This is a genomic window from Streptomyces sp. NPDC088762, assembly GCF_044750905.1.
Classification (GTDB): domain Bacteria; phylum Actinomycetota; class Actinomycetes; order Streptomycetales; family Streptomycetaceae; genus Streptomyces.
This window is the reverse complement of the sequence record NZ_JBIVKT010000004.1, coordinates 489,569-511,921: the sequence shown is the minus strand read 5'-3', so window position 1 is coordinate 511,921 and position 22,353 is coordinate 489,569. Positions and strand designations below refer to the sequence as shown.

19 protein-coding genes are annotated in these 22,353 nt (G+C 72.7%); 17 read left to right on the top strand and 2 right to left on the bottom strand.

Annotated elements, in window-relative coordinates:
* The first annotated feature begins 72 nt into the window (after positions 1–72).
* The 15 genes from ACIP5M_RS13745 (at position 73) to ACIP5M_RS13675 (ending at position 17,332) form a co-directional block, all read left to right on the top strand.
* On the top strand, positions 73–2,460 hold the full coding sequence (locus tag ACIP5M_RS13745) for a collagenase (RefSeq protein WP_401196072.1): 2,388 nt from the start codon (positions 73–75) through the stop codon (positions 2,458–2,460).
* 70 nt (positions 2,461–2,530) lie between these two features.
* Positions 2,531–3,730: an NAD(P)/FAD-dependent oxidoreductase gene (locus tag ACIP5M_RS13740; RefSeq protein ID WP_401196070.1), complete on the top strand. Its 1,200-nt coding sequence runs from the start codon at positions 2,531–2,533 to the stop codon at positions 3,728–3,730.
* Complete coding sequence (locus ACIP5M_RS13735; protein WP_401196067.1) at positions 3,730–4,041, top strand: (2Fe-2S)-binding protein; 312 nt, start codon at positions 3,730–3,732, stop codon at positions 4,039–4,041. Before ACIP5M_RS13740 ends, ACIP5M_RS13735 begins: the two co-directional genes overlap by 1 nt.
* A complete protein-coding gene (locus ACIP5M_RS13730) occupies positions 4,022–5,470 on the top strand; it encodes an NAD(P)/FAD-dependent oxidoreductase (protein WP_401196064.1) in 1,449 nt (482 codons plus the stop codon). Before ACIP5M_RS13735 ends, ACIP5M_RS13730 begins: the two co-directional genes overlap by 20 nt.
* Positions 5,471–5,545: 75 nt before the next feature.
* Entirely contained in the window at positions 5,546–6,490 is a 945-nt protein-coding gene (locus tag ACIP5M_RS13725; RefSeq protein WP_401196062.1) for a dihydrodipicolinate synthase family protein, read from the top strand.
* Positions 6,491–6,510: 20 nt separating this feature from the next.
* A complete protein-coding gene (locus ACIP5M_RS13720) occupies positions 6,511–7,515 on the top strand; it encodes a proline racemase family protein (RefSeq protein ID WP_401196060.1) in 1,005 nt (334 codons plus the stop codon).
* Positions 7,503–8,531 (top strand): proline racemase family protein, encoded by a 1,029-nt coding sequence (locus ACIP5M_RS13715; protein WP_401196343.1) that lies wholly within the window; start codon positions 7,503–7,505, stop codon positions 8,529–8,531. Before ACIP5M_RS13720 ends, ACIP5M_RS13715 begins: the two co-directional genes overlap by 13 nt.
* A gap of 38 nt (positions 8,532–8,569) precedes the next feature.
* Positions 8,570–9,505, top strand: a complete 936-nt coding sequence (locus ACIP5M_RS13710; protein ID WP_401196341.1) for an ornithine cyclodeaminase family protein — start codon at positions 8,570–8,572, stop codon at positions 9,503–9,505.
* Positions 9,506–9,561: 56 nt separating this feature from the next.
* Positions 9,562–10,272 (top strand): GntR family transcriptional regulator, encoded by a 711-nt coding sequence (locus ACIP5M_RS13705; protein WP_401196057.1) that lies wholly within the window; start codon positions 9,562–9,564, stop codon positions 10,270–10,272.
* A gap of 98 nt (positions 10,273–10,370) precedes the next feature.
* Positions 10,371–11,294, top strand: coding sequence for a D-alanyl-D-alanine carboxypeptidase family protein (locus tag ACIP5M_RS13700; protein WP_401196055.1), 924 nt, complete (start codon positions 10,371–10,373; stop codon positions 11,292–11,294).
* A 193-nt stretch (positions 11,295–11,487) separates the two neighbouring features.
* Positions 11,488–13,230, top strand: a complete 1,743-nt coding sequence (locus ACIP5M_RS13695) for an ABC transporter substrate-binding protein (protein WP_401196053.1) — start codon at positions 11,488–11,490, stop codon at positions 13,228–13,230.
* 22 nt (positions 13,231–13,252) lie between these two features.
* Complete coding sequence (locus ACIP5M_RS13690) at positions 13,253–14,371, top strand: ABC transporter permease (protein ID WP_401196051.1); 1,119 nt, start codon at positions 13,253–13,255, stop codon at positions 14,369–14,371.
* Positions 14,368–15,354: an ABC transporter permease gene (locus ACIP5M_RS13685; protein ID WP_401196050.1), complete on the top strand. Its 987-nt coding sequence runs from the start codon at positions 14,368–14,370 to the stop codon at positions 15,352–15,354. The genes ACIP5M_RS13690 and ACIP5M_RS13685 overlap by 4 nt, the downstream gene beginning before the upstream one ends.
* The gene (locus tag ACIP5M_RS13680) at positions 15,354–16,352 is read left to right on the top strand and encodes an ABC transporter ATP-binding protein (protein WP_401196047.1); all 999 of its coding nucleotides are present in this window, start codon (positions 15,354–15,356) and stop codon (positions 16,350–16,352) included. The genes ACIP5M_RS13685 and ACIP5M_RS13680 overlap by 1 nt, the downstream gene beginning before the upstream one ends.
* A complete protein-coding gene (locus tag ACIP5M_RS13675; protein WP_401196045.1) occupies positions 16,349–17,332 on the top strand; it encodes an ABC transporter ATP-binding protein in 984 nt (327 codons plus the stop codon). Before ACIP5M_RS13680 ends, ACIP5M_RS13675 begins: the two co-directional genes overlap by 4 nt.
* Positions 17,333–17,407: 75 nt before the next feature.
* On the opposite strand, the gene ACIP5M_RS13670 is transcribed toward ACIP5M_RS13675, so the two are convergent.
* Positions 17,408–19,465: a prolyl oligopeptidase family serine peptidase gene (locus ACIP5M_RS13670; RefSeq protein ID WP_401196042.1), complete on the bottom strand. Its 2,058-nt coding sequence runs from the start codon at positions 19,463–19,465 to the stop codon at positions 17,408–17,410.
* A gap of 95 nt (positions 19,466–19,560) precedes the next feature.
* Here ACIP5M_RS13670 and ACIP5M_RS13665 point away from each other — a divergent pair, with 95 nt between their 5' ends.
* Complete coding sequence (locus ACIP5M_RS13665) at positions 19,561–21,114, top strand: MFS transporter (protein ID WP_401196039.1); 1,554 nt, start codon at positions 19,561–19,563, stop codon at positions 21,112–21,114.
* Positions 21,115–21,365: 251 nt separating this feature from the next.
* Complete coding sequence (locus tag ACIP5M_RS13660) at positions 21,366–21,797, top strand: VOC family protein (RefSeq protein ID WP_401196037.1); 432 nt, start codon at positions 21,366–21,368, stop codon at positions 21,795–21,797.
* On the opposite strand, the gene ACIP5M_RS13655 is transcribed toward ACIP5M_RS13660, so the two are convergent.
* Positions 21,782–22,339, bottom strand: coding sequence for a hypothetical protein (locus tag ACIP5M_RS13655; protein WP_401196035.1), 558 nt, complete (start codon positions 22,337–22,339; stop codon positions 21,782–21,784). The two genes, ACIP5M_RS13660 and ACIP5M_RS13655, sit on opposite strands and share 16 nt — an antisense overlap.
* Positions 22,340–22,353: the final 14 nt, after the last annotated feature.

The window sequence follows — 22,353 nt, the reverse complement described above, 5'->3', positions numbered from 1 at the left end:
CGCGCAGTGCACCCGCCCCGGGGCCGTTCACGCACCACCCCCCACGTCACCCTCTCCACACGGGAGTTCTCGGTGTTCCAGCACAGAGCTGTGCGTTCGTCCCTCCTCGCCTCCGCCGTCGCCGTGACGCTCCTCGCCACCGCCGGCCAGGCCACCACGCAGGCCGCGGAATCGGGGACCACCGCCGCCGTCGCGGGCGGCGCCAAGGCGCCCGGCGCCCTTTCGGCCGCGCCCGCGGCGAATCCCTTCGACGAGGTCGACCGCCTCGCCCATCCGAGGGAGCAGAAGCCGGCGCCCGCCCACGCCCCCGGCGGCACGGACGCCACCGGCCGGGTCCCCGGCGCCGCGACGCCCGAGGCCGCGCCCGCCGCGAGCACCGAGAAGAGCCGCGCCGCGGCGGCTCAGGCGACCCCCACCGCGCGCAGCCTCGCCGTCGCCGTGCCCTGCACCCTCGACGGGATCACCGGCCTGTCCCCGGAGCAGTTCGCCGATTTCCTCGCCGACCAGGCCGTCCTGGCCGACGGCTGTCTGCGCGGCCTCATCTGGACGTGGGACGCCCGCCTGGCGCCCGTCATGTCCGACGCGCACGTCCAGGCCGTGTCCCGCCGGATAGCCGGCCTGGCCGCCGCCCACGACGGCCGCAACTCCTCGCACCTCGAGGAGATGTTCACCTACCTGCACGCCGCCGCCTACCACGACTTCTCGCGCGACGAGATCGACCTGACCGACGCCGCGACCGTCGATGCGGTACGCCGCGCCATCGAGGCCTTCGGCAACGCCGCCCACACCTTCGACGTCACCGCCTCCAACGCCCGCACCCTGCGCGAGGCCCTCTACGCCGCGGGCCCGGGCCTGCGCCAGTACCAGCTCGGCCTCATCAAGAAGGTCCTGGCGACCATGGACGCCTCGCACCCCGAGACCCACAAGGACCCGGCCTGGGGCGGCGCGGCCCTCGCCGCCCTCAGCACCAGCTACCTCGGCGTCTACCCGGGCAACGAGGACTCCGCCTTCCACGCCGCCGTGACGGCCGACCCCGCCTACCGCGCCGCGTTCAAGGCCTTCGCGGGCTACACCCACCTCAAGGGCACCGCCAACGAATGGGTGACCCGCGACGCCCTCGGCGAGTACGGCCGCTTCGGCCAGATCGACGGCCTCAGGGATCAGATCGTCGCCGACCTCGGCGCCCTCCTCGGGACCGTCAAGGCCGACTGGGGCAACGGCAGCGAGCAGTGGGCCAAGATCGTGTCCTGGCTGAACACCTACGAGGCCTGCAAGCCGTACGGGGTGTGCAAGGAGGACATCGAGAAGATGCTCTTCCCGAACACCTACACCTACGACAACGGCGGCATCAAGGTCCGCACGGCCCTGGACCGGGCCACCGTCGACCAGCTCTACTACGCGAGCAAGCAGGTCAAGGCGCAGTTCCACCGCGTCCTCGGCACCGACCAGCCCCTCGCCGGCGACCCCAACAGCACGCTGAACATCGTGCTCTACGCCTCCCGCGCCGACTACGTCACCTACCAGACGATGCTGAACGGCTACGGCACCAACAACGGCGGCATGTACATCGAGAACGGCGCCACCTTCTACACCTACCAGCGCCGGGTGCCCCAGGACTCCTCCCTCACCCTGGAAGAGCTCTTCCGCCACGAGTACACGCACTACCTCAACGGCCGCTACGCCGTCCCCGGCTTCTTCGGCGAGGGACCCTGGTACGAGAGCGACCGTACGACCGCCATGGACGAGGGCACCGCCGAGTTCTTCGACGGTGCCACCCGCGACAACGGCATCGCCGTCCGCAAGTCCCTGGTCAAGAGCGTCATCAGCGACACCGCGGGCGGTGGCCCCCGCATGTCGGTCGAGCAGCTGCTCAACGCCACCTACGACGGCGACGGCTTCCGCTTCTACAGCTACGCCGGCACGTTCTTCGAGTTCCTGTGGACCGAGAAGCCCTCCCTGCTGCGCGAGATGTACACGCACCTGCGCAACAACGACGTCGCGGCGTACGACGCCTGGCGCGGCCGGATGGGCGCGGACACCTACCTCCAGCGCGACTACGACCGCTTCCTCAACGCGCAGATCGCCAAGGTGGACCAGCTGTTCGTCCCGGACACCCGCTTCACCCCCAACGAGCAGCTGCGCGACTCGGCGCTCGCCTCGGTGAAGTCGGCCTTCGCCACCGCCACGTACAACAACCCGGAGTGCGTGGAGAACGGCGACCCCGGCAAGCGGCGCTTCACCTGCACCGGACGGATCACCGCGAACCTGAAGAACTGGCGCAGCGACGACCAGAACTTCAAGGACATGTCCGAGACGGTCGACTACTTCCTCCTCGACCGGGCCGGCGCGGCCTCGAACAACCTGGCCGACATGAACTGCTCCTTCGGCGCGCCGGAGATCTGGTCCAACAAGCTCGCCGCGACCTCGAGTTACAGCTGTGAGGGCCCGCTCCGCAGCTGATCCGTACCGGACCGGTCCCGGCTCCGGGACCGGTCTGGGCAGGCCCTAAAGAATGTGACATATTACTGCCGTGCTCAAGAGACACTCTCCCGACGTCGTGATCATCGGCGCCGGCGTCGTCGGGGCGGCCTGCGCGTACTACGCGGCCCGCGCCGGATTCTCCGTGGCCGTGGTCGACCGCGGCCCGGTCGCGGGCGGCACGACCGGCGCCGGCGAAGGCAACCTGCTCGTCTCCGACAAGGACGCGGGCCCCGAACTCGACCTCGCCCTCCTGTCCGCCGGACTCTGGCACGAACTCGCCTCGGCCCTCCCGCAGGAGATCGAGTACGAACCCAAGGGCGGCCTCGTCGTCGCCCCGGACCAGGCTTCGCTCGAAGCGCTGCGGAGCTTCGCGCAAGGCCAGCGCAAGGCCGGAGTCGAAGCGGCCGAGGCGGGGGCCGACGACCTCCGCGACCTGGAACCCCACCTGGCGCCGGGCCTGGCCGGCGGCTTCCACTACCCCCAGGACGCCCAGGTCCAGCCCGCCCAGGCGGCGGCCCGGCTGCTGGCCGCGTCGGGCGCCGAGGTCCACCTGGGCGAGGAGGTCACGGACATCCTCCTGGACGCCGCAGGAGCGGTCCGGGGCGTGCGCACCCCGCAGCGGGAACTCCTCGCCCCCGCCGTGGTCAACGCGGCGGGCACCTGGGGCGGCCGCCTCGCCTCCCTCGCCGGGGCCGGCCTGCCCGTCCTCCCGCGCCGCGGCTTCGTCCTGGTCACCGAACCGCTGCCCCGCGTCGTCCGCCACAAGGTCTACGCCGCCGACTACATCGCCGATGTCGCCAGCGGCTCGGCGTCCCTGCAGTCCTCCGCCGTGGTCGAGGGCACCCCGGCGGGCCCCGTTCTGATCGGCGCCACCCGCGAACGCGTCGGCTTCGACCGCACCCTCTCCATCGAGGCCCTGCGCCGGCTGGCCTCCCAGGCGGCGGCCCTCTTCCCGGTGCTGGCCGGCGTCCGGGTCCTGCGCACCTACCACGGCTTCCGCCCCTACCTCCCGGACCACCTCCCGGCGATCGGCCCCGACCCCCGCCGCCCCGGCCTGCTCCACGCCTGCGGGCACGAGGGCGCCGGCATCGGCCTGGCCCCGGCCACCGGCGCCCTGATCGCCGCGGCCCTGACGGGAACGGCCCCGCCGGTGGACCCGCTGCCCTTCCGTCCGGACCGGTTCGGGGAAACCCCCGCCGAGCCGCCCGCCGGGGACCGGCCCCCGGCACCCCCGAGGAGGACCCCCTGATGCGAAGCCCCCGCTCCCTGGTCGGCGGCAGCCCGGTATCGACGTACCCCATCGCCTTCGACGGGCGCGAACTGCCCGCGCACGAGGGCCAGTCCATCGCCGCCGTGCTCTGGTCCGCCGGGATTCTGGCCTGGCGGACCACCCGCGAGAGCGGCGCCCCGCGCGGCGCCTTCTGCGGGATCGGCAGCTGCTACGACTGCCTCGTGACCGTCAACGGGCGCCCCAACCAGCGCGCCTGCCTGGTCCCCGCCCGCTCCGGGGACACCGTCACCACTCAGGAGGGCACGGGCCATGCAGACCTCGGCATCTGAACCCGCGGACCCCATCGACCCCGTCAACCCCGGCCACCCTGGCGGTCCCACGGGCCCCACCGACCTCGCCGTCATCGGCGCCGGTCCGGCCGGGCTCGCCGCCGCCGTCACCGCCGCCGGCCACGGCCTGCGCGTCACCCTCCTCGACGCGGGGGAGCAGCCCGGCGGGCAGTTCTACCGCCGTCCGGCACCCGGCCTCGGCGCGGCCCGCCCCGAGGCCCTCCATCACGGATGGGCCGCCTTCGCCGCCCGCGAAGCCGCCCTGCGCGCCCACGCCGCGGCGGGCCGGATCACGTACCTCCCGCTCCACCACGTGTGGACGGTGGTCCCCGACGGCGACCACTGGACCCTGCACGCGGTCGCCGGCCCCGACGAGCACGCGGCGACCGTGCGCGCCGCCCGCGTCCTGCTGGCCACCGGCGCGTACGAGCGCCAACTCCCCTTCCCCGGCTGGACCCTGCCCGGCGTGGTCGGTGCCGGCGGAGCCCAGGCCATGCTCAAGGGCGGCCTGGTCCTGCCCGGCCGCCGGATCGTCGTCGCCGGCAGCGGACCCCTCCTGCTCGCCGTGGCCGGCTCGCTGGCCGCCGCCGGAGCCACGGTCCCGGCGGTGGTGGAGGCCTCGGCGTACACCGCGTACGCGCGCAGCGCGACCACGCTGCTGCGCAACCCCGGCAAGCTCGCCGAGGGCGCGCTCCACGGAGGCGCGCTGCTCAAGGGCGCCGTCCGGCTCCTCACCCGGTCCGCCGTCGTCGAGGCGCACGGCACCGACCGCGTCGAAGCCGTCACCGTGGCCCGGCTCGACCGCGACTGGCGACCGCTGCCCGGCACGGCCCGCCGGATCCCCTGCGACGCCCTCGCCGTGGGCCACGGGCTCGTGCCCCAGCTGGAACTCGCCACCGGCCTCGGCTGCGCCACCCTGCACGGCCCCGACGGCGCGGTGGCCCTGGACCTCGACGCCGGGCAGCGCACCTCCGTCCCCGGCATCTGGGCCGCCGGGGAGACCGGCGGCATCGGAGGCGCCGAACTCGCGCTCGCGGAAGGGGAGATCGCCGCCCTCACCGCCGCCGGGAAGCCCGTCCCCGCCGCCCTCGCCCGCTGCCGCGCCCGGCTGCGCGCCTTCGCGGGCGTCATGGGCGCCGCCCACCGCCCGGGCCCCGGCTGGACCGGCTGGCTGCGCGAGGACTCCGTCGTCTGCCGCTGCGAGGAGGTGCCGGCCGGCCGGATCCGGGAGGCCGCCGAAGACCTCGGCGCGCGAGACGCCCGTACGGTCAAACTCCTCACCCGGGCCGGCATGGGCTGGTGCCAGGGCCGGATGTGCGGCCCGGCCGTGGCCGCCCTGTGCGGGGAGCGGCCCGCGCCCGACCGGCGGCCGCTGTCCTGTCCGGTCCCGCTGCGCCACCTCGCCGAACTTCCCCCCGCCGATCGCTGATCGGGTGTCCCGGACCCTTGTGGCCGGCTCACACCCACTAGTAAAATGTCACACACCACACTAGGGAGTCACCTCATGACCCACGCGCCCGCCCCCGCGCCCGTCCCCACCCCCGCACCCGGCGCAGACACCCGCTCCCGGCCCTGGCACGGGATCATGGTCGCCACCACGCTCCCGCTGCGCGCGGACCTCACCGTCGACTACGACGCCTACGCCGAACACGTGGCCTGGCTGATCGCCAACGGCTGCGACGGCGTGGTCCCCAACGGCTCCCTCGGCGAGTACCAGACCCTCACCGACGAGGAGCGGGCCCGCGTCGTCCGTACCGCCGTCGAGGCCGCCGGCGACGGAGCCCGCGTCATGCCCGGCGTCGCCGCGTACGGCAGTGCCGAAGCCCGCCGCTGGGCCGAACAGGCCGCCGAGGCCGGGGCAGGCTCCGTACTCCTCCTGCCGCCCAACGCCTTCCGGGCCGACGAGGAGACCGTCCGCGCCCACTACGCCGAGGTCGCCCGGGCCGGCCTGCCCGTCGTCGCGTACAACAACCCGTACGACACCAAGGTCGACCTGACGCCCGCCCTGCTCGCCCGCCTCCACGGCGACGGCTCCATCGTCGCCGTCAAGGAATTCAGCGGGGACGTGCGCCGCGCCTACGAGATAGCCGAACTCGCCCCCGGCCTCGACCTGCTCATCGGCGCCGACGACGTCCTGCTCGAACTCGCCCTCGCGGGCGCGGTCGGCTGGATCGCCGGCTACCCCAACGCGATCCCGCGGTCCTGCGCCACCCTGTACCGGGCCGCCGTCGCCGGTGACCTCGCCACCGCGCTGCCGCTCTACAAGTCCCTGCACTCGCTGCTCCGCTGGGACTCCAAGACCGAGTTCGTCCAGGCCATCAAGCTCTCCATGGACCTGGCCGGACGCCCCGGCGGCGCCACCCGGCCGCCGCGCTTCCCGCTCACCGGCGAGACCGAGGCCTCCGTCCGCGCCGCCACCGAAAAGGCCCTCGCCGAGGGCCTCAACTAACCCGTCCGAGGGGGGACACGATGCGCACACGCCACGTCTACCACGCGGTGGACTCGCACACCGAGGGCATGCCGACCCGGGTCATCACCGGGGGAGTCGGGGTGATCCCCGGCGCCACCATGGCCGAGAAGCGGCTCCACTTCATCGAGCACATGGACCACATCCGCACCCGGCTCATGTACGAGCCGCGCGGGCACGCCGCGATGAGCGGCGCCATCCTGCAGCCCCCCACCCGGCCCGACGCCGACTTCGGCGTCCTCTACATCGAGGTGTCCGGCCTGCTGCCCATGTGCGGGCACGGCACCATCGGGGTCGCCACCGTCCTGGTCGAGACCGGCATGGTGCCCGTCGTCGAACCGGTCACCACCGTCCGGCTCGACACCCCGGCGGGACTGGTGAGCGTCGACGTACGCGTCGAGGACGGGGCGGCCACCGCCGTCACCCTCACCAACGTCCCCTCCTTCTGCGCCGGCCTCGATCTGAAGGCCGAGGTCCCCGGCTTCGGCACGGTCACCTACGACCTCGCCTACGGCGGCAACTTCTACGCCTTCGTCGAACTCGACTCCCTCGGCCTCCCCTTCGACCGGGCCCGCAAGGACGACCTGCTCGCCGCCGGACTCGCCGTCATGGAGGCGATCAACAGCTCGGGCGACCGCCCCGTCCACCCCGAAAACCCCTCCATCGCCGGGGTCAAGCACGTCTACCTCGCCGCCCCCGGCTCCGACGCCCGTCGCTCCCGGCACGCCATGGCCATCCACCCCGGCTGGTTCGACCGCTCGCCCTGCGGTACGGGGACCAGCGCGCGCATGGCCCAGCTGCACGCCCGCGGCCTGCTGGAACTCGGCGCGGACTTCGTCAACGAGTCCTTCATCGGCACCGAGTTCACGGGCCGGCTGATCGGTGAGACCACCGTCGGCGGACTCCCGGCCGTCGTCCCCACCGTGACCGGGCGGGCCTGGATCACCGGCACCGCCCAGTACTTCCTCGACCCCACCGACCCCTTCCCCGGAGGATTCCTGCTGTGAACACCGTCCGTACGGTGGACTACCACACCGCGGGCGAGCCCTTCCGGATCGTCGACACCGGTGCCGACGGCGTTCCGCCCGTTCCCGGGGACACCGTCGCCGAGCGCTGCGCCACCGCCATCGGCCCGGGAGGCTCCGGGACCGCCCCGCGACGCGGCGCGCTGGACGACGTACGGCGCCTGCTCGTGCAGGAGCCGCGCGGGCACGCCGGCATGTACGGCGGCTTCGTCGTGCCCCCGGACGACGACGGGGCCCACTTCGGCGTCCTGTTCTGGCACAAGGACGGTTACTCCACCGCCTGCGGCCACGGCACCATGGCCCTCGGAGCCTGGGCCGTGGACACCGGCCGGGTCGCGGCCCCCGACGACGGGGACGCCCAGGTCCGCATCGACGTGCCGTCCGGGCGGGTCACCGCCACCGTGCACCGGGACGGCGGCCGCACCACCGGGATCACCTTCCGCAACGTCCCGGCCCGGGTGGCGGCGCGCAAGGTTCCGGTCGCCACCTCGCTCGGAGTGGCCGAGGTGGACCTCGCCCACGCCGGGGCCTGTTACGCCTCCGTCGCCGCCCGCGACCTGGGCCTGGACGTCTCCCGGGCCGCCCTGCCCGCCCTGGTCCGCGCCGGACGGGAGATCCGGTCCGCACTGGCCACGCACCCGGCCGCCTGGCACCCCGACGGGCCGCTGCTCTCCGGTGTCTACGGGGTGATCCTCCACGAGGAGCTGCCCGACACCCCCTTCGGGCCGCACCAGCGCAACGTCACCGTCTTCGCCGACGGGCAGACCGACCGCTCGCCCTGCGGCTCCGGCACCTCGGCGCGGCTCGCCCTGCTGGCGCAGGACGGGCGGCTGGGCCCGGGCGAGGACCTGCTGCACGAGTCGGTGACCGGCACCGTCTTCACCGGGCGGATTCTGCCGGGCGGGGTCACCGAGGTCACCGGCACCGCCTACCGCACCGGCGAACACGCCTTCGCCGTCGACCCGTACGACGCGCTCGGGACGGGCTTCCTGCTGTGACGCGGCCCGATGCGGTGAGCTCCGGCGGGCTGCGGCACCTGGACGCGGCCGCCGTGGCCCGGCTCCTGACGCCGGCCGAGGCCGGCGACGCCCTGGCCGCCGCCCTGCGGGCCGGGCAGGATCCCGAGAGCGGTCCGCAGCGCACGGCGCTCGCCGTGCCGGGCGGCGGTGAACTGCTGCTGATGCCGGCCGCGTCCGGGGCGTACGCCGGTGTGAAGGTCGCGGGTGTCGCCCCCGGGAACCCGGCGCGCGGCCTGCCCCGCATCACCGGCAGCTACCTCCTCCTCGACGGCCCCACCCTGCGACCGCTGGCCCTGATGGACGGCGCGGCCCTCACCGCTCTGCGCACCCCGGCGGTCTCGGCCCTCGCCCTGCGGTACCTGGCCCCGGCCGGGCGGCCGCTGCGGCTGGTGCTCTTCGGGTCGGGCCCGCAGGCGTACGGCCACCTGGAAGCGGTGCTCTCCGTACGGGAATTGGCGGAGGTGGCGGTGGTCGCCCGGCAGCCGCTCGGGGCCCGCAGGCTGGCGGAGCACGCAGAAGGCCTCGGGGTGCCCGCCCGCGCCGGGACGGCGGGGGACGTGGCCGACGCCGACCTGGTGGTGTGCTGCACCACGGCCCGCACCCCCCTCTTCGACGGGCGGCTGGTCGGGCCGGGGGCGGTGGTCGTCGCGGTCGGCTCGCACGAGCCGGAGGCCCGCGAGACCGACACCGCCCTCATCCGGCGCTCCGCCGTGTACGTGGAGTCGCGTGCGGCGGCGCTGCGCGAGGCCGGGGACCTGCTGGTGCCGGAGGCGGAAGGGGCCATCGGGCCCGGCCACATCACCGGCACCCTGGCCGACCTGGTCGCCGGGCGGATGCCGGCGGGCGGGCCGCCGGGTTGTCCACAGGTGTTCAAGAGTGTGGGCATGGCCTGGGAGGATCTTGCCGTGGCGGTCGCGCTGTTCGAGGCCGCCGGGGGAAACAGCGAAACGTGACATTGTACGCTGTTCTTCCGCCCATCGGCGGGGTGAGGGGTCTCGGAGGAAAAGCAATGGGTGACCTGAAGCAGCACAGTCTCATCAAGGCCCAGGAACGGCTCCGCGACCAGGTCGGCCACGCCCTCCGAGCCGCCCTGATAGCGGGGGAGCTGCGCCCCGGCAGCGTCTATTCGGCCCCGGGCCTCGCGGCGGAACTGGGCGTCTCGGCCACGCCGGTGCGCGAGGCGATGCTCGACCTGGCCCGCGAAGGCCTTGTCGAGCCCGTCCGGAACAAGGGCTTCCGGATCACCGAGGTCAGCGAGCGCGATCTCGACCAGTACACCGAACTGCGCACGATGATCGAGGTGCCGACCGTCGGACGGATCACCAAGATCGCCACGACCGAGCAGCTGGAAGCCCTGCGCCCCATCGCGCAGGAAATCGTCACCAGCGCCCGCGAACACAATCTGATCGGCTATCTGGAGGCGGACCGCCGCTTCCACCTCACGCTGCTCGGCCTCGCCGGCAACGACCGCCTCGTGGAGACCGTCGGCGACCTGCGCAAGCGCTCCCGGCTGTACGGGCTCACGGGGCTGGACGAGGCCGGCAAGCTCGTCTCCTCCGCCGAGGAGCACATCGAGCTGCTCGACCTGATGCTCACCGGAGACGCCGAGGCGGCCGAGGCCTGCATGATGCGCCACCTCGGCCACGTCCGCTCCCTGTGGGCGCAGGGCCGCGACGAGCCCGTCGGCCGCACCCCGGGCGGCCTCGGCTCGGGTGTCTGACCCTGCGGCTAAGCTCCCGAAGGGGCGCGGGCACCCTGGTGCCCGCGCCCCTTCGCCCACATTTGCCTACACGGGGACAGAACTTGATAACGAATCTGATGCGCCGCGCACGCGGTGCGCTCGCCGTCACCATCGTCACCGGAGCCCTGCTGACGGTGGCCGCGCCGGCGCAGGCCGCCGCCGCGCCGCCCGTCACCGCCGCGGGCGCCTTCCTGATGGACGGCACGACCGGAGCCACGCTCTTCTCCAAGGAGCCCGACACCAAGCGCCAGATGGCCAGCACCACCAAGATCATGACCTTCGTCACGGCGCTGGCGTCTCCTGACTTCGACCTCGAGCGGAAGGTCCCGGTGAAGCAGGAGTACCTGGACTACGTGGTCCGGGAGGGCGCCAGTTCGGCCCACCTGAAGGCGGGCTCCACGCCGACGGTGCGTCAGCTGCTGTACGGCCTGATGCTTCCGTCGGGCTGTGACGCCGCCTACGCGCTCGCCGACACCTTCGGCGCGGGTGCGACCACGAAGGAGCGCACGGCGGACTTCATCGCGAAGATGAACGCCAAGGCCAAGGCGCTGGGCATGACCAACACGGTCTACGACTCCTTCGACGGCATCTCGCCCACGGGCAACAACCTCACCACCCCGCGCGACCTCGCCAAGCTCACCAAGCACGCGATGAAGGGCCTCACCTTCTCGAGGATCGTGAAGGTCACCTCCTACGACACCGGTGGCACGTCGACCGACGCCACCTGGAAGAACAGCAACCTGCTCATCCAGCCCAGCCCCACCGGGTACGCGTACCCCGGCGCGATCGGCGTCAAGACCGGCACCGGCACCGCGGCCGGCAAGTGCCTCGTCTTCTCCGTGAACCGCAACGGCAAGACCGTCATCGGCGTCCTGCTGAACGACGAGGAGCGCTACGCCGACTCGATGGCGCTCTCGGACTGGGCTCTCGGCTCGGCGACCGGCTCCAAGGCGGCCGTCCAGCGCGCCAACACCGAGCCGATCCCGGACATCCTGGACTGACGGTGAGGACCGCCCGCCACCCCGCCACTGCGGCGGAGTGGCGGGCGGTCCGCTGTGGACCCGCCCAACAGGCTTTACACCAGCGGGATTTGGACACGGCTGAATAACGACGGCGCAAACCTCTTGTCAGTACAATTTCACATTACTATGTTACCGGTCACACCCTAGAGCGCGGCCCTTCACTGGAGTGACCATGACCAAGCGCACCCAACTCGCCCTCGCCACCGCCCTGGTGGCGGCACTCGCACTCGGCGCCTCGGGCTGCTCCGACCCCAAGAAGGGTTCCGCCGGCGCGGGCGCCTCCAACCCGGCCGCCGCCAACGACGGCAAGATCCTCGGCGGCACCCCCGTCAAGGGCGGCACCCTCACCGTCCTCTCGAACCAGGACTTCGCCCACCTCGACCCCGCCCGCAACTGGGTCATGCCGGCCATGGACTTCGGGACCCGGCTCCTCTACCGCACGCTCGTCACCTTCAAGGCCGAGCCCGGCAAGGGCGGCAGCGAACTGGTCCCCGACCTCGCCACCGACCTGGGCACCCCCTCCAACGGCGGCCGCACCTGGACCTTCACCCTCAAGGAGGGCGTGAAGTACGAGGACGGCTCGCCCATCAAGGCCCAGGACATCAAGTACAACGTCGAGCGCTCCTTCGCCCCCGACCTCACGGGCGGCCCCGACTACGCGGCCCAGTACCTGGCCGGCGCCGAGGGCTACAAGGGCCCCCTCCAGGGGCAGCACCTCGACTCGGTCAAGGCCCCCGACGACCGCACGATCGTCTTCGAACTCAAGCGGCCGGTCGCCGAGTTCTCCGCGACCGCGACCCTCCCGACCTTCGCCCCCGTGCCGCAGGCCCAGGAGAAGGGCACCCAGTACGACGCCCGCCCGTTCTCCTCCGGCCCGTACAAGATCGAGTCGTACGACCGCGACAAGAAGCTGGTCCTGGTCCGCAACGAGCACTGGGACGCCAGGACCGACACCGTCCGCAAGGCCTACCCCGACAAGTTCGTCGTGGTCATGGGCCTCAAGGGCGGCCAGATCGACGACCGCATCATCGCCGGCGAGGGCGCCGACGCCTCCGCCGTCCAGTACGCCGACATGCGGCCCGAGAGCGCGCCGAAGGTCCTGCCCAAGCCGGACGTCAAGGCGCGCCTGCTCGCCGAGTCCCAGGGCTGCACCGAGATGCTCTACCTGAACAACTCCCGGCCGCCCTTCAACGATCCCAAGGTCCGCGAGGCCATGCAGTACGCCGTGGACAAGGAGTCCGTGATCACCGCGGGCGGCGGCCCGGCCCTCAACGAGGTCGCCACCGCCTACCTGCCCCCGGCCCTCTCCGGCGGCAAGCAGGCCGACACCCTCAAGATCGCCCCGGCGGGCGACCCGGCCAAGGCCAGGGAACTCCTCAAGGCCGCGGGCAAGGAGAGCCTCAAGGTCTCCCTCGCCGTCTCCACCGGCGACAAGGCCAAGGCCGAGGCCCTCCAGCAAGGCCTGTCCCGCGCCGGCATCGAGGTCGTCGTCGACACCATCGACCCGGGCGCCTACTACGACGTCATCGGCGACCTCTCCACCACCCCCGACATGACGCTCTCCGGCTGGTGCCCCGACTACCCCTCCGGTTCCACCTTCATCCCCTTCGTCTTCGACGGACGCACCATCAAGGAGAAGGGCAACCAGGGCAACAACAGCCAGTTCCGCGACGACGCGACCATGAAGCGGATCGACGAGATCAACGCCATGGCCGACGCCAAGCAGGCCAACCAGGCCTGGATCGACCTGGACGCCGAGATCATGAAGAAGTCCCCGGCCGTCCCCGTCCTGCTGGAGCGCAAGCCGCTGCTCGTCGGCCCCAACATCGCGGGCGCCTACGGCCACCCCGTGTGGACCGGCACCATCGACTACGCCACCGTCGGCCTCAAGGACCCCTCCAAGAGCCAGGGCTGAGGAATCCGGAGCCCGCGACACCATGACCACCACCGCACCGGGCGCCGGCGACCGCGCAGCCCCGGACCCCGACGGCGCCGCGGCCCCTGACAACACGCCAGGCTCCGGCGCCGCCCGTGCCCCTGGCACCCCGGCCCCCGCAGCCCCGGCCCCCGCAGCCCCGGCTCCCGACGGCACGACGACCTCTCACCCAGCCCCCGGCACCGCCAAAACCGCCCGGCCCGCGGCAGCGCAGGCAGCGCCCGGCAGCAGCCCCTGGCAGCTCGCCCGGCGGGAGCTCCGCCGCCGCCCCGCCGTCCGCGTCAGCCTCTGCCTCGTCCTCCTCTTCGTCCTGATGGCCGCCACCGCCCCCTGGCTGGGCGCGCTGGGCGGCTGGTCCCCCGAGGAGTTCGACAAGTCCGCCATCGACCCCTACCTGGGCGGCCAGCCGCTCGGCTCCCTCGGCGGGATCAGCCCCGAGCACTGGCTCGGCGTCGAACCCGTCACCGGCCGGGACCTGTTCGCCCGCGTGGTCCACGGCGCCCAGGTCTCCCTGCTCATCGCCTTCGCGGCGACCGCCATCGTGGTCCTCGCCGGCACGGCCGCCGGGATCGCCGCCGGCTACTTCGGCGGCCGCACCGACGCCGTCCTGTCCCGGCTGATGGACCTGACCATGTCCTTCCCCTCCCTCATCTTCATGATCGCGATGCTGTCCGTGGCCAAGGACGTCAACCGCATCGTGCTGATGACCGCCGTCATCGGACTCTTCGGCTGGCCCGGCGTCGCCCGCGTCGTCCGCGGCCAGACCCTCTCCCTCAAACACCGCGAGTACGTGGACGCCGCCCGCGTCGGCGGATCGAGCTCCTGGCGGATCCTGACCCGCGACATCCTCCCGGGCGTCTCCGGCCCGGTCATCGCCTACACCACCCTGCTCATCCCCGGAATGATCAGCACGGAGGCGGCGCTGAGCTACCTCGGCGTCGGCGTCCGCCCGCCCACCCCCTCCTGGGGCCAGATGATCGCCGAATCCGTCGCCTTCTACGAGACCGACCCCATGTACTTCGTCATCCCGAGCGTCTTCCTCTTCCTCGCCGTGCTCGCCTTCACGCTCCTCGGCGACGCCCTGCGCGACATCCTCGACCCGAGGGGCGGCCGTACGTGATCCTCTACCTCGCCCGCCGCCTGCTCGCCCTCGCCGGCGTGCTCCTCGCCATCGCCGCCGTCACCTTCCTCATCTTCTACGTCCTGCCCTCCGACCCGGCCGCGGCCGCCTGTGGCAAGACGTGCAGCGCCGAGCGACTGGCCGACGTACGGGCGTACCTCGGCCTCGACCAGCCCCTGTGGCGGCAGTTCGCCGACTTCCTCACCGGCATCTTCACCGGCCGCACGCTCGGCAGCGGCCAGTACGCCGTCCAGTGCGACTTCCCCTGCCTGGGCTACTCGTACGAGAACTCCCTGCCCGTCTGGGACCTGCTGATGGACCGGCTCCCGGTCTCCGCCTCCCTCGCCGTCGGCGCCGCGGCCCTCTGGCTGGTCCTCGGGCTCGGCGCCGGGGTCACCGCCGCCCTGCGCAAGGACACCGCCACCGACAAGGCCCTGATGGTCGGCGCGGTCGCGGCCGCCTCGCTGCCGGTCTACTTCACCTCCGTGATGCTCATCTACGGGGTCATCCGCATCGCCGGCCTCCTGCCCTACCCCACCTACCAGGCCTTCACCGACAACCCGTTCGCCTGGGCCACGAACCTGCTGCTGCCCTGGACGGCGCTCGCGCTGCTCTACGCCGCCATGTACGCGCGGCAGAGCCGGGGTTCGATGATCGAGGCGATGGCCGAGCCCTACATCCGCACCGCCCGCGCCAAGGGCATGCCCGAGCGCACCGTCGTCGTCAAACACGGGCTGCGCTCCGGGATGACCCCCATCCTCACCATCTTCGGCATGGACCTCGGAGGGCTCCTCGCCGGAGCCGTCATCACCGAGTCCATCTTCGGACTCCCCGGCATCGGGCGGCTGTTCTACGGGGCGCTGGTCAGCTCCGACCAGCCCGTGGTCCTCGGGGTCACCCTGCTCGCCGCCTTCTTCATCGTCGTCGCCAACCTCGTCGTCGACCTCCTGTACGCCGTCATCGACCCGAGGGTGAGGTACTGATGGCCGCCCTGCTCGAAGTGCGCGATCTGCGCGTCACCTTCTCCACCCCGCGCGGCACCGTACGCGCCGTCGACTCGCTCGGCTTCACCGTCGAGGCCGGGCGGACCCTCGGCATCGTCGGCGAGTCCGGCTCGGGCAAGTCGGTCACCTCGCTCGCCGTCATGGGACTGCACCGGGGCGCCGAGATCGGCGGCTCGGTGGCCCTGGACGGCCGGGAGCTGACGGGCCTGCCCGAGCGGGAGCTCGCCAAGGTGCGCGGCCGCAAGATGGCCATGATCTTCCAGGACCCGCTCTCCAGCCTGCACCCCTACTACACGGTGGGCGAGCAGATCGCCGAGCACTACCGCGTGCACTTCAGGGCCGGGCGGGCCGCCGCGCGCAAACGGGCGGTCGACATGCTCGGCGAGGTCGGCATCCCGGAACCGGCCCGCCGCGCGGGGGAGTACCCGCACCAGTTCTCCGGAGGCATGCGCCAGCGCGCCATGATCGCCATGGCCCTGGCCTGCGAACCCGAACTGCTGATCGCCGACGAGCCCACCACCGCGCTCGACGTCACCGTGCAGGCCCAGATCCTGGAGCTGATCGCCCGCCTCCAGGAGGAGCGCGGCCTCGGCGTCGTCATGATCACCCATGACCTGGGCGTGGTCGCCCGCGTCGCCCACGAGGTGCTGGTCATGTACGGCGGCCGGGCCGCCGAACAAGCCCCGGTCGACGCCCTGTTCGCCGATCCCGCCCACCCCTACACCCGGGGGCTGCTCGACTCGCTGCCCCGCCTGGACACCGCCGACGACGCACCGCTGCCCTCCATCCCCGGCTCACCGCCCTCCCTGCTCGCGCCCGCCCCGGGCTGCGCCTTCGCCCCGCGCTGTCCGCGCGCCGCCGAGCCCTGCGATGACGTACGGCCCGAACTCGTGGCGTACGGGGACGGCGAAGGACCGGAGCGGATGGTGGCCTGCCACTTCGCCGGCGCCCGTACCGCCGAGGAGGCGGCCCGATGAAGACGACGAGCTCCGAACCCCTGCTGTCCGTACGGGACCTCACCATGGCCTTCCCCGGGAAGCGGTCCGCGACCGGGCGCCGGGGGGCGCCCGTGCGCGCCGTCGACGGGGTCTCCTTCGACCTGGCCGCCGGACAGACCCTCGGCCTGGTCGGGGAGTCGGGGTGCGGGAAGTCCACCACCGGCCGGATGATCGTGCGGCTGCTGGAACCCACCTCGGGCCGGGTCGCCTTCGAGGGCAAGGAGATCGGCCGGCTCTCCCAGAGCGCCCTGCGACCGCTGCGCAAGAACATCCAGATGGTCTTCCAGGACCCGCACTCCTCCCTCAACCCCCGCCAGACGGTGGCCCGGATCATCTCCGACCCGCTGCTGGTCCAGGGCTGGAGCGCCGTCGACGCCCGCCGCCGGGCCGCCGAGCTGATGGAACTGGTCGGTCTGATCCCCGAGCACATCGACCGCTACCCGCACGAGTTCTCGGGCGGTCAGGCCCAGCGCATCGGCATCGCCCGGTCGCTGTCCACCAGCCCCCGCCTGATCGTCGCCGACGAGCCCGTGTCCGCCCTCGACGTCTCCGTCCAGGCCCAGATCGTCAACCTCATGGAGCGGCTGCGCGCCGAACTGGGCCTCGCCTACGTGTTCATCGCGCACGACCTGTCCGTCGTCAAGCGGGTCAGCGACCGGGTCGCCGTCATGTACCTCGGCCGGATCGTCGAGATCGGGGACAAGAAGTCCCTCTACGAGAACCCCCAGCACCCGTACACCCGGGCGCTGTTGTCCGCCGTACCGCTGCCCGACCCGGCGGCGGAGCGGCGGCGGGAGCGGATCGTGCTGCTCGGCGACCCGCCGAGCCCGGCCGCTCCACCCCCGGGCTGCAGCTTCCACCCGCGCTGCCCCAAGGCGCAGGCCGTGTGCCGCACCGAGCGGCCGTTGCTGCAGCTCGCCGCCTCCCGAGAGGTGGCCTGCCACTTCCCCGGTGACTGACGGGGATCCAGGGGAAGGGGAAGGGCCCCGGGGACAACGGCGTCTCCGGGGCCCTTCCGTGTGTTCCGAGGGTGCTCAGGCCAGTTCCCGGCGGAAGAACTCCAGCTCCAGCGCCATCAGCTTCTCGCGGGTGCCGCCCGGGGTCATGTGGGTGACGCCCGGCAGGGCCAGCAGCTGGTGGGGGCGGCCCGCGTCCGTCAAGGCCTGCGACAGGCGCAGGGTGTGGGAGGGGTGGACGTTGTCGTCGGCCAGACCCGTGGTGAGCAGCAGCGGACGGGTCAGCTTCGGCGCGTCCGCGATCAGGGAGTCCCGCTCGTACACCTCCGGGTGCTCCTGGGGCAGGCCCAGGTAGCGCTCGGTGTACGCGGTGTCGTAGTACCGGAAGTCGGTGGGCGCGGCCCCGGCTGCCGCCGCGTGGAAGACGTCCGGGCGGCGCAGCACCGCCATGGCCGAGAGGTAGCCGCCGTAGGACCAGCCGCGGATGCCGACCCGGGCGAGGTCGAGGTCGGGGTGCCGGGCGCCCAGCGCCTGGAGGGCCGCGACCTGGTCCTCCAGGGTCACCTCGGAGAAGCCGCGGTACATGGCGTGCGTGTGGGCGGGGGAGACGTACGCCGTCCCGCGGTTGTCGACGGTGACCACGGCGAAGCCCTGGTCGGCCCACCACTGGCGGGCCTGCCAGCGGCGCGGTTCGGAGCTGACGTCCTGCATGCCGGGGCCGCCGTAGCTGTCCATCAGTACGGGCAGCCGCCGGCCGGGGACATGGCCGCGGGGGAGGACCAGGGCGGTGGGGATGCCGTGCTCGGTGACCCGTTCCAGGAGCGGGACCACCCGGTAGGGCAGGGGCTCGGACAGGTCGGCGGGCGCGCATTCGCGCCCGTCCGCGGTGCGTACGGTACGACGGATCCCGTCTGCGTCGGCCGAGGTCAGCAGCAGGGTCCCGGCCGAGGCCTGGACGGAGTGCACGCCGGGCCCGTCGGCGAGCGGGGTCCGTTCCCCGGTCACGGGGTCGAGCAGCAGCACCTGCTGGTCGGCCGGATCGCCTTCGGCGGCCTCGACGAGCAGGGAGCCCGCGTGGATCCCGGCCACGCGGCGGATCTGGATCCCCTCACCGGTGAGCAGCACGCCGTCGACGGCGAGCGCGCGGGCGGCTCCGTCCGGGGTGTCGGCGCAGGTCAGCACCCGCCCGTCGGGGAGCCGGGCCGGGGTGCCGGGGAGCAGTGGGTCCACCCACCGGGGATGAACGGTGCGGGAGAGTTCCCGGGCGCGGCCGGTGGCGGGGTCTGCGGAGAGCAGCAGCACGCGTTGCTGGAGGCGGTCCTGGACGGTGAGCAGGATCTCCGTCTCCGATTCCCAGCCCGCGTCGGAGACGTACGGGTAGGTCCCGGCGTCCCAGGTGATCCGTGTCCGTTCCCCGGCCGAACCCAGCACCCACAACTGGACGTCGGCGTTGGGGCCGCCCGCTTGGGGGTAGGCGAAGTCCTCGGGCGGCAGCTCGGGGTGGGCCGGATCGGTGAAGTACCGCCGCTGGAGGCGGGATTCGTCGACCCGGGCGGCCAGCAGGGTCTTCCCGTCCGGCGACCACCAGTGGCCCCGGGCCCGTCCCAGCTCCTCGGCGGCGGCGAACTCGGACACGCCCCAGCGGGCCCCGTCGTCCGGGCTGACGCGGCCGCCGGGGGCGACGTACAGGGCGTCGTCGCTGACGTACGCGGTGCGCGTGCCGTCGGCGTTGGGCCTCGGGTCCAGGGCCGGTCCGGCGGCCGGTATCTCCTCGGGTGCCCGGGCTCCGTCCGAGCCGACCTGGTACAGCCGCCCGTACAGCGCGAAGACGGCGCGCAGGCCGTCACCGGAGAGCGCGTACGAGCCGATGCCGGCCGCGACGAGCCGGATCCGCTCGCGCAGCCGGCGCTCGGCGGTGGGCAGGGGGCCCGGCTCGGGGCACAGCTCGCGGGGGTCGGCAAGCCGGGTTTCGGCCCCCGTGGCGGTGTCGAGCACCCAGAGGCTGTCGAAGGCGTCGGTGGGGCCGCCGGAGCGGAGGAACCAGAGCAGCCGGCCGTCGTCCCCGAAGGAGAAGGCGCGCGGGGCTCCATGGGTGAACCGGGCCGTGTCGGCGGAGAGCCGGAGGAAGTCGTCCATGGCCGTAGTTTGACATGTGAAATGGCACTGACGCAGTGGGTGGGACTGGGCCGTTCGAGTGGTGACCCCGTGGGAGCGGGCTTAGCGTCGAGAGGGTGGACGCGAACGCATCGCCGAACACCAAGAGGGCCGACGGCAAGGTCCGAGGAAGCGGGAACGGTCTCGCGCTGTTCGTCATCGCCTCATGCCAGCTCATGGTGGTCCTCGACATCACCATCGTGAACATCGCGCTGCCGCACATCCAGACCGCGCTCCACTTCTCGACCGAGAGCCTTTCCTGGGTCGTCAACGCCTACACCCTCGCCTTCGGCGGCCTGCTGCTCCTCGGCGGCCGGACGGGCGACATCCTGGGCCGCAAGCGCGTCTTCATCTTCGGCGTCCTGCTCTTCGGGCTCGCCTCCCTCCTCGGCGGACTCGCGCAGAACGAGGGCCAGTTGCTGGCCGCCCGAGCCCTCCAGGGCGTCGGCGGCGCCATCGCCTCCCCGACCTCGCTCGCGCTGATCACCACGACCTTCCGTGAAGGCCCCGCCCGCAACCGGGCCTTCGGCGTGTTCGCCGGAGTCTCCGCCGCCGGCGGCGCGATCGGCCTCCTCGCGGGCGGCATGCTCGTCGAATGGCTCAACTGGCGCTGGGTGTTGTTCGTCAACGTCCCGATCGCCGTGCTGATCGCCGTGCTGGCCGGAAAGGTGATCCGCGAATCCGAACGCCACCCCGGCCACTTCGACCTCGCCGGAGCGCTGCTGTCCACCACGGGCATGGTCGCGCTCGTGTACGGCTTCATCAGGGCCTCCCAGGACGGCTGGCGCGACCCGATCACGCTCGGATCCTTCGGCGCCGCCGTGGTCCTGCTGACCCTGTTCATGCTCAACGAGCGCCGCTCGCCGCAGCCGATCACCCCGCTCCACATGTTCGCCGACCGCAACCGGGCCGGGACCTACGGGATCATGCTGATGCTCGCCTGCGCGATCTTCGGCATGTTCTTCTTCCTCACCCTCTTCGTGCAGATCGTGCTCGGCTTCAGCCCGCTCCAGGCCGGGCTCGCCTTCCTTCCGGTGAGCGCGGTCGTCGCGGTCGGCGCCGGCACCACCTCGCAGCTGCTGCCGAAGTTCGGGCCCAAACCCTTCATGGTCACCGGCGCGCTGTGCTCGGCGACGGGGCTCGCCTGGCTGACACAGACCGACATCCACTCCACGTACCTGGGCAGCATCCTCGGCCCGCTGCTGATCTTCGGCCTGGGCATGGGCCTCCAGTTCGTGTCCCTGACTCTGATGGCCCTGTCCAACGTCCCCGACCGTGAGTCGGGAGCGGCCTCCGGACTGCTCAACTCGATGCAGCAGGTGGGCGGTTCGCTCGGGCTGTCGATCCTGGTGACCATCTTCGGCACGGCCAGTCGCAACGAGGCCAAGGACCAGGCGCCGGGCTTCCTGCGCAACGCCGGCCCCGAACAGCTGGCCTACTTCAAGCGCACCGGGCAGTACCCGAAGCCGTGGAGCGACCAGGTGCTCACCTCGGGCATCAGCGCGGCCTTCGTGGTGGCCGCCCTGTTCACCCTGGTCGGGGCGCTGATCGCGCTGATCGTCATCCAGGTCAGGCCCTCGGACCTCGAACGCCTCCAGGGCAACCACGCGCCCAGCGCCGACCGGGTCTAGGGAGTGTCCGGCGGAGCACGACCCGGGAGCGGCGGAGCACGACCCGAGAACGGTGTTGCCTCGGCCCGTGATGATCACTAAAGTCGCTCGGGTGACTGCCGGGTCGGCCATGGGCCACGCACGAGTAAGGCTCCCGGCCTCGGCGTGAGCGCGGGGCGGGCAAGAGCCCCGCCCCCTTTCCGAGTCTTCCTGCCCGGCGCCCGTACGCGGCGCCCTTCCAGCGGATACCGAGACCCGGAGACACACCTCACATGCCGAACGGCGCACAGCAGTACCCGTACGCATCCGAACTGCCCGTGACATCCGTGCAGTTGAACCACACCGCCATCTACGCCCGCGACCGGCGGCTGTCGGCCGAGTTCCTCGCCGTGATCCTGGGGCTGGAGGTCGGCGCTCCCTTCGGGCCGTTCCTCCCCGTCGACCTCGGCAACGGCGTGACGCTCGACTACTACGAGAAGCGTGGCGAGCCGATCCAGTCGCAGCACTACGCGTTCCTCGTGCCGGACGAGCGGTTCGACGGCATGATCGCCCGCCTGGAAGCGGTCGGGGTCACCTACTACGCCGACCCCGGCCACACCGAACCCGGGCGGATCAACCGCCTGTTCGGCGGTCGCGGCGCCTACTTCGAGGATCCGGACGGCCACAACATGGAGATCATGACCCGGCCCTACGTCCGCCCCTGAGCGAGCGCGGCGCGCAGGCGGGCCGCGTCCGCCCGGGTGTTCATCCGCAGGGCCAGCCAGGAGCCGTCCGCGAAGGAGAGGTCCACCCGGGTCGGGCGGCGCCGCGGCCACGGCACGCGGCGCAGCGCACAGGCGGCGGAGCGGGACTCGCGGCCCGCGTCGCCGCGCCGCCAGGGCGGCCGGACGGTGACCTTGCCCGGGGCCGCGGTGAAGGTTCCGTACGGGCCCCGGGCTTCGGTGTGCCAGTGCGTCCAGTGGAAGCCGTACAGGGCCAGGGCGAGGCGGCCGGCCTCGCTGTCCCAGCCGCCCCGCAGGGCCGGCCCGTGGAGGAGCCGTCCGACCAGGCGGGCGGCCCGCTCGAAGGGCTCGGTGAGCGCCGACACCGCCTCGGCGAGGTCGTCGGGGAGCGCCGTCAGGAACCGGAAGAGGAAGAAGCCGCCGATCCGGCGGAGCAGCCGCTCCGGGGCGGGCGAGCCGGGCAGTATCGCGCGCGCGGGCCGGCGTGCGTACGGGGACAAACGCCCCGGAATCTCCTCGTCCATCCGGTCATGATGGC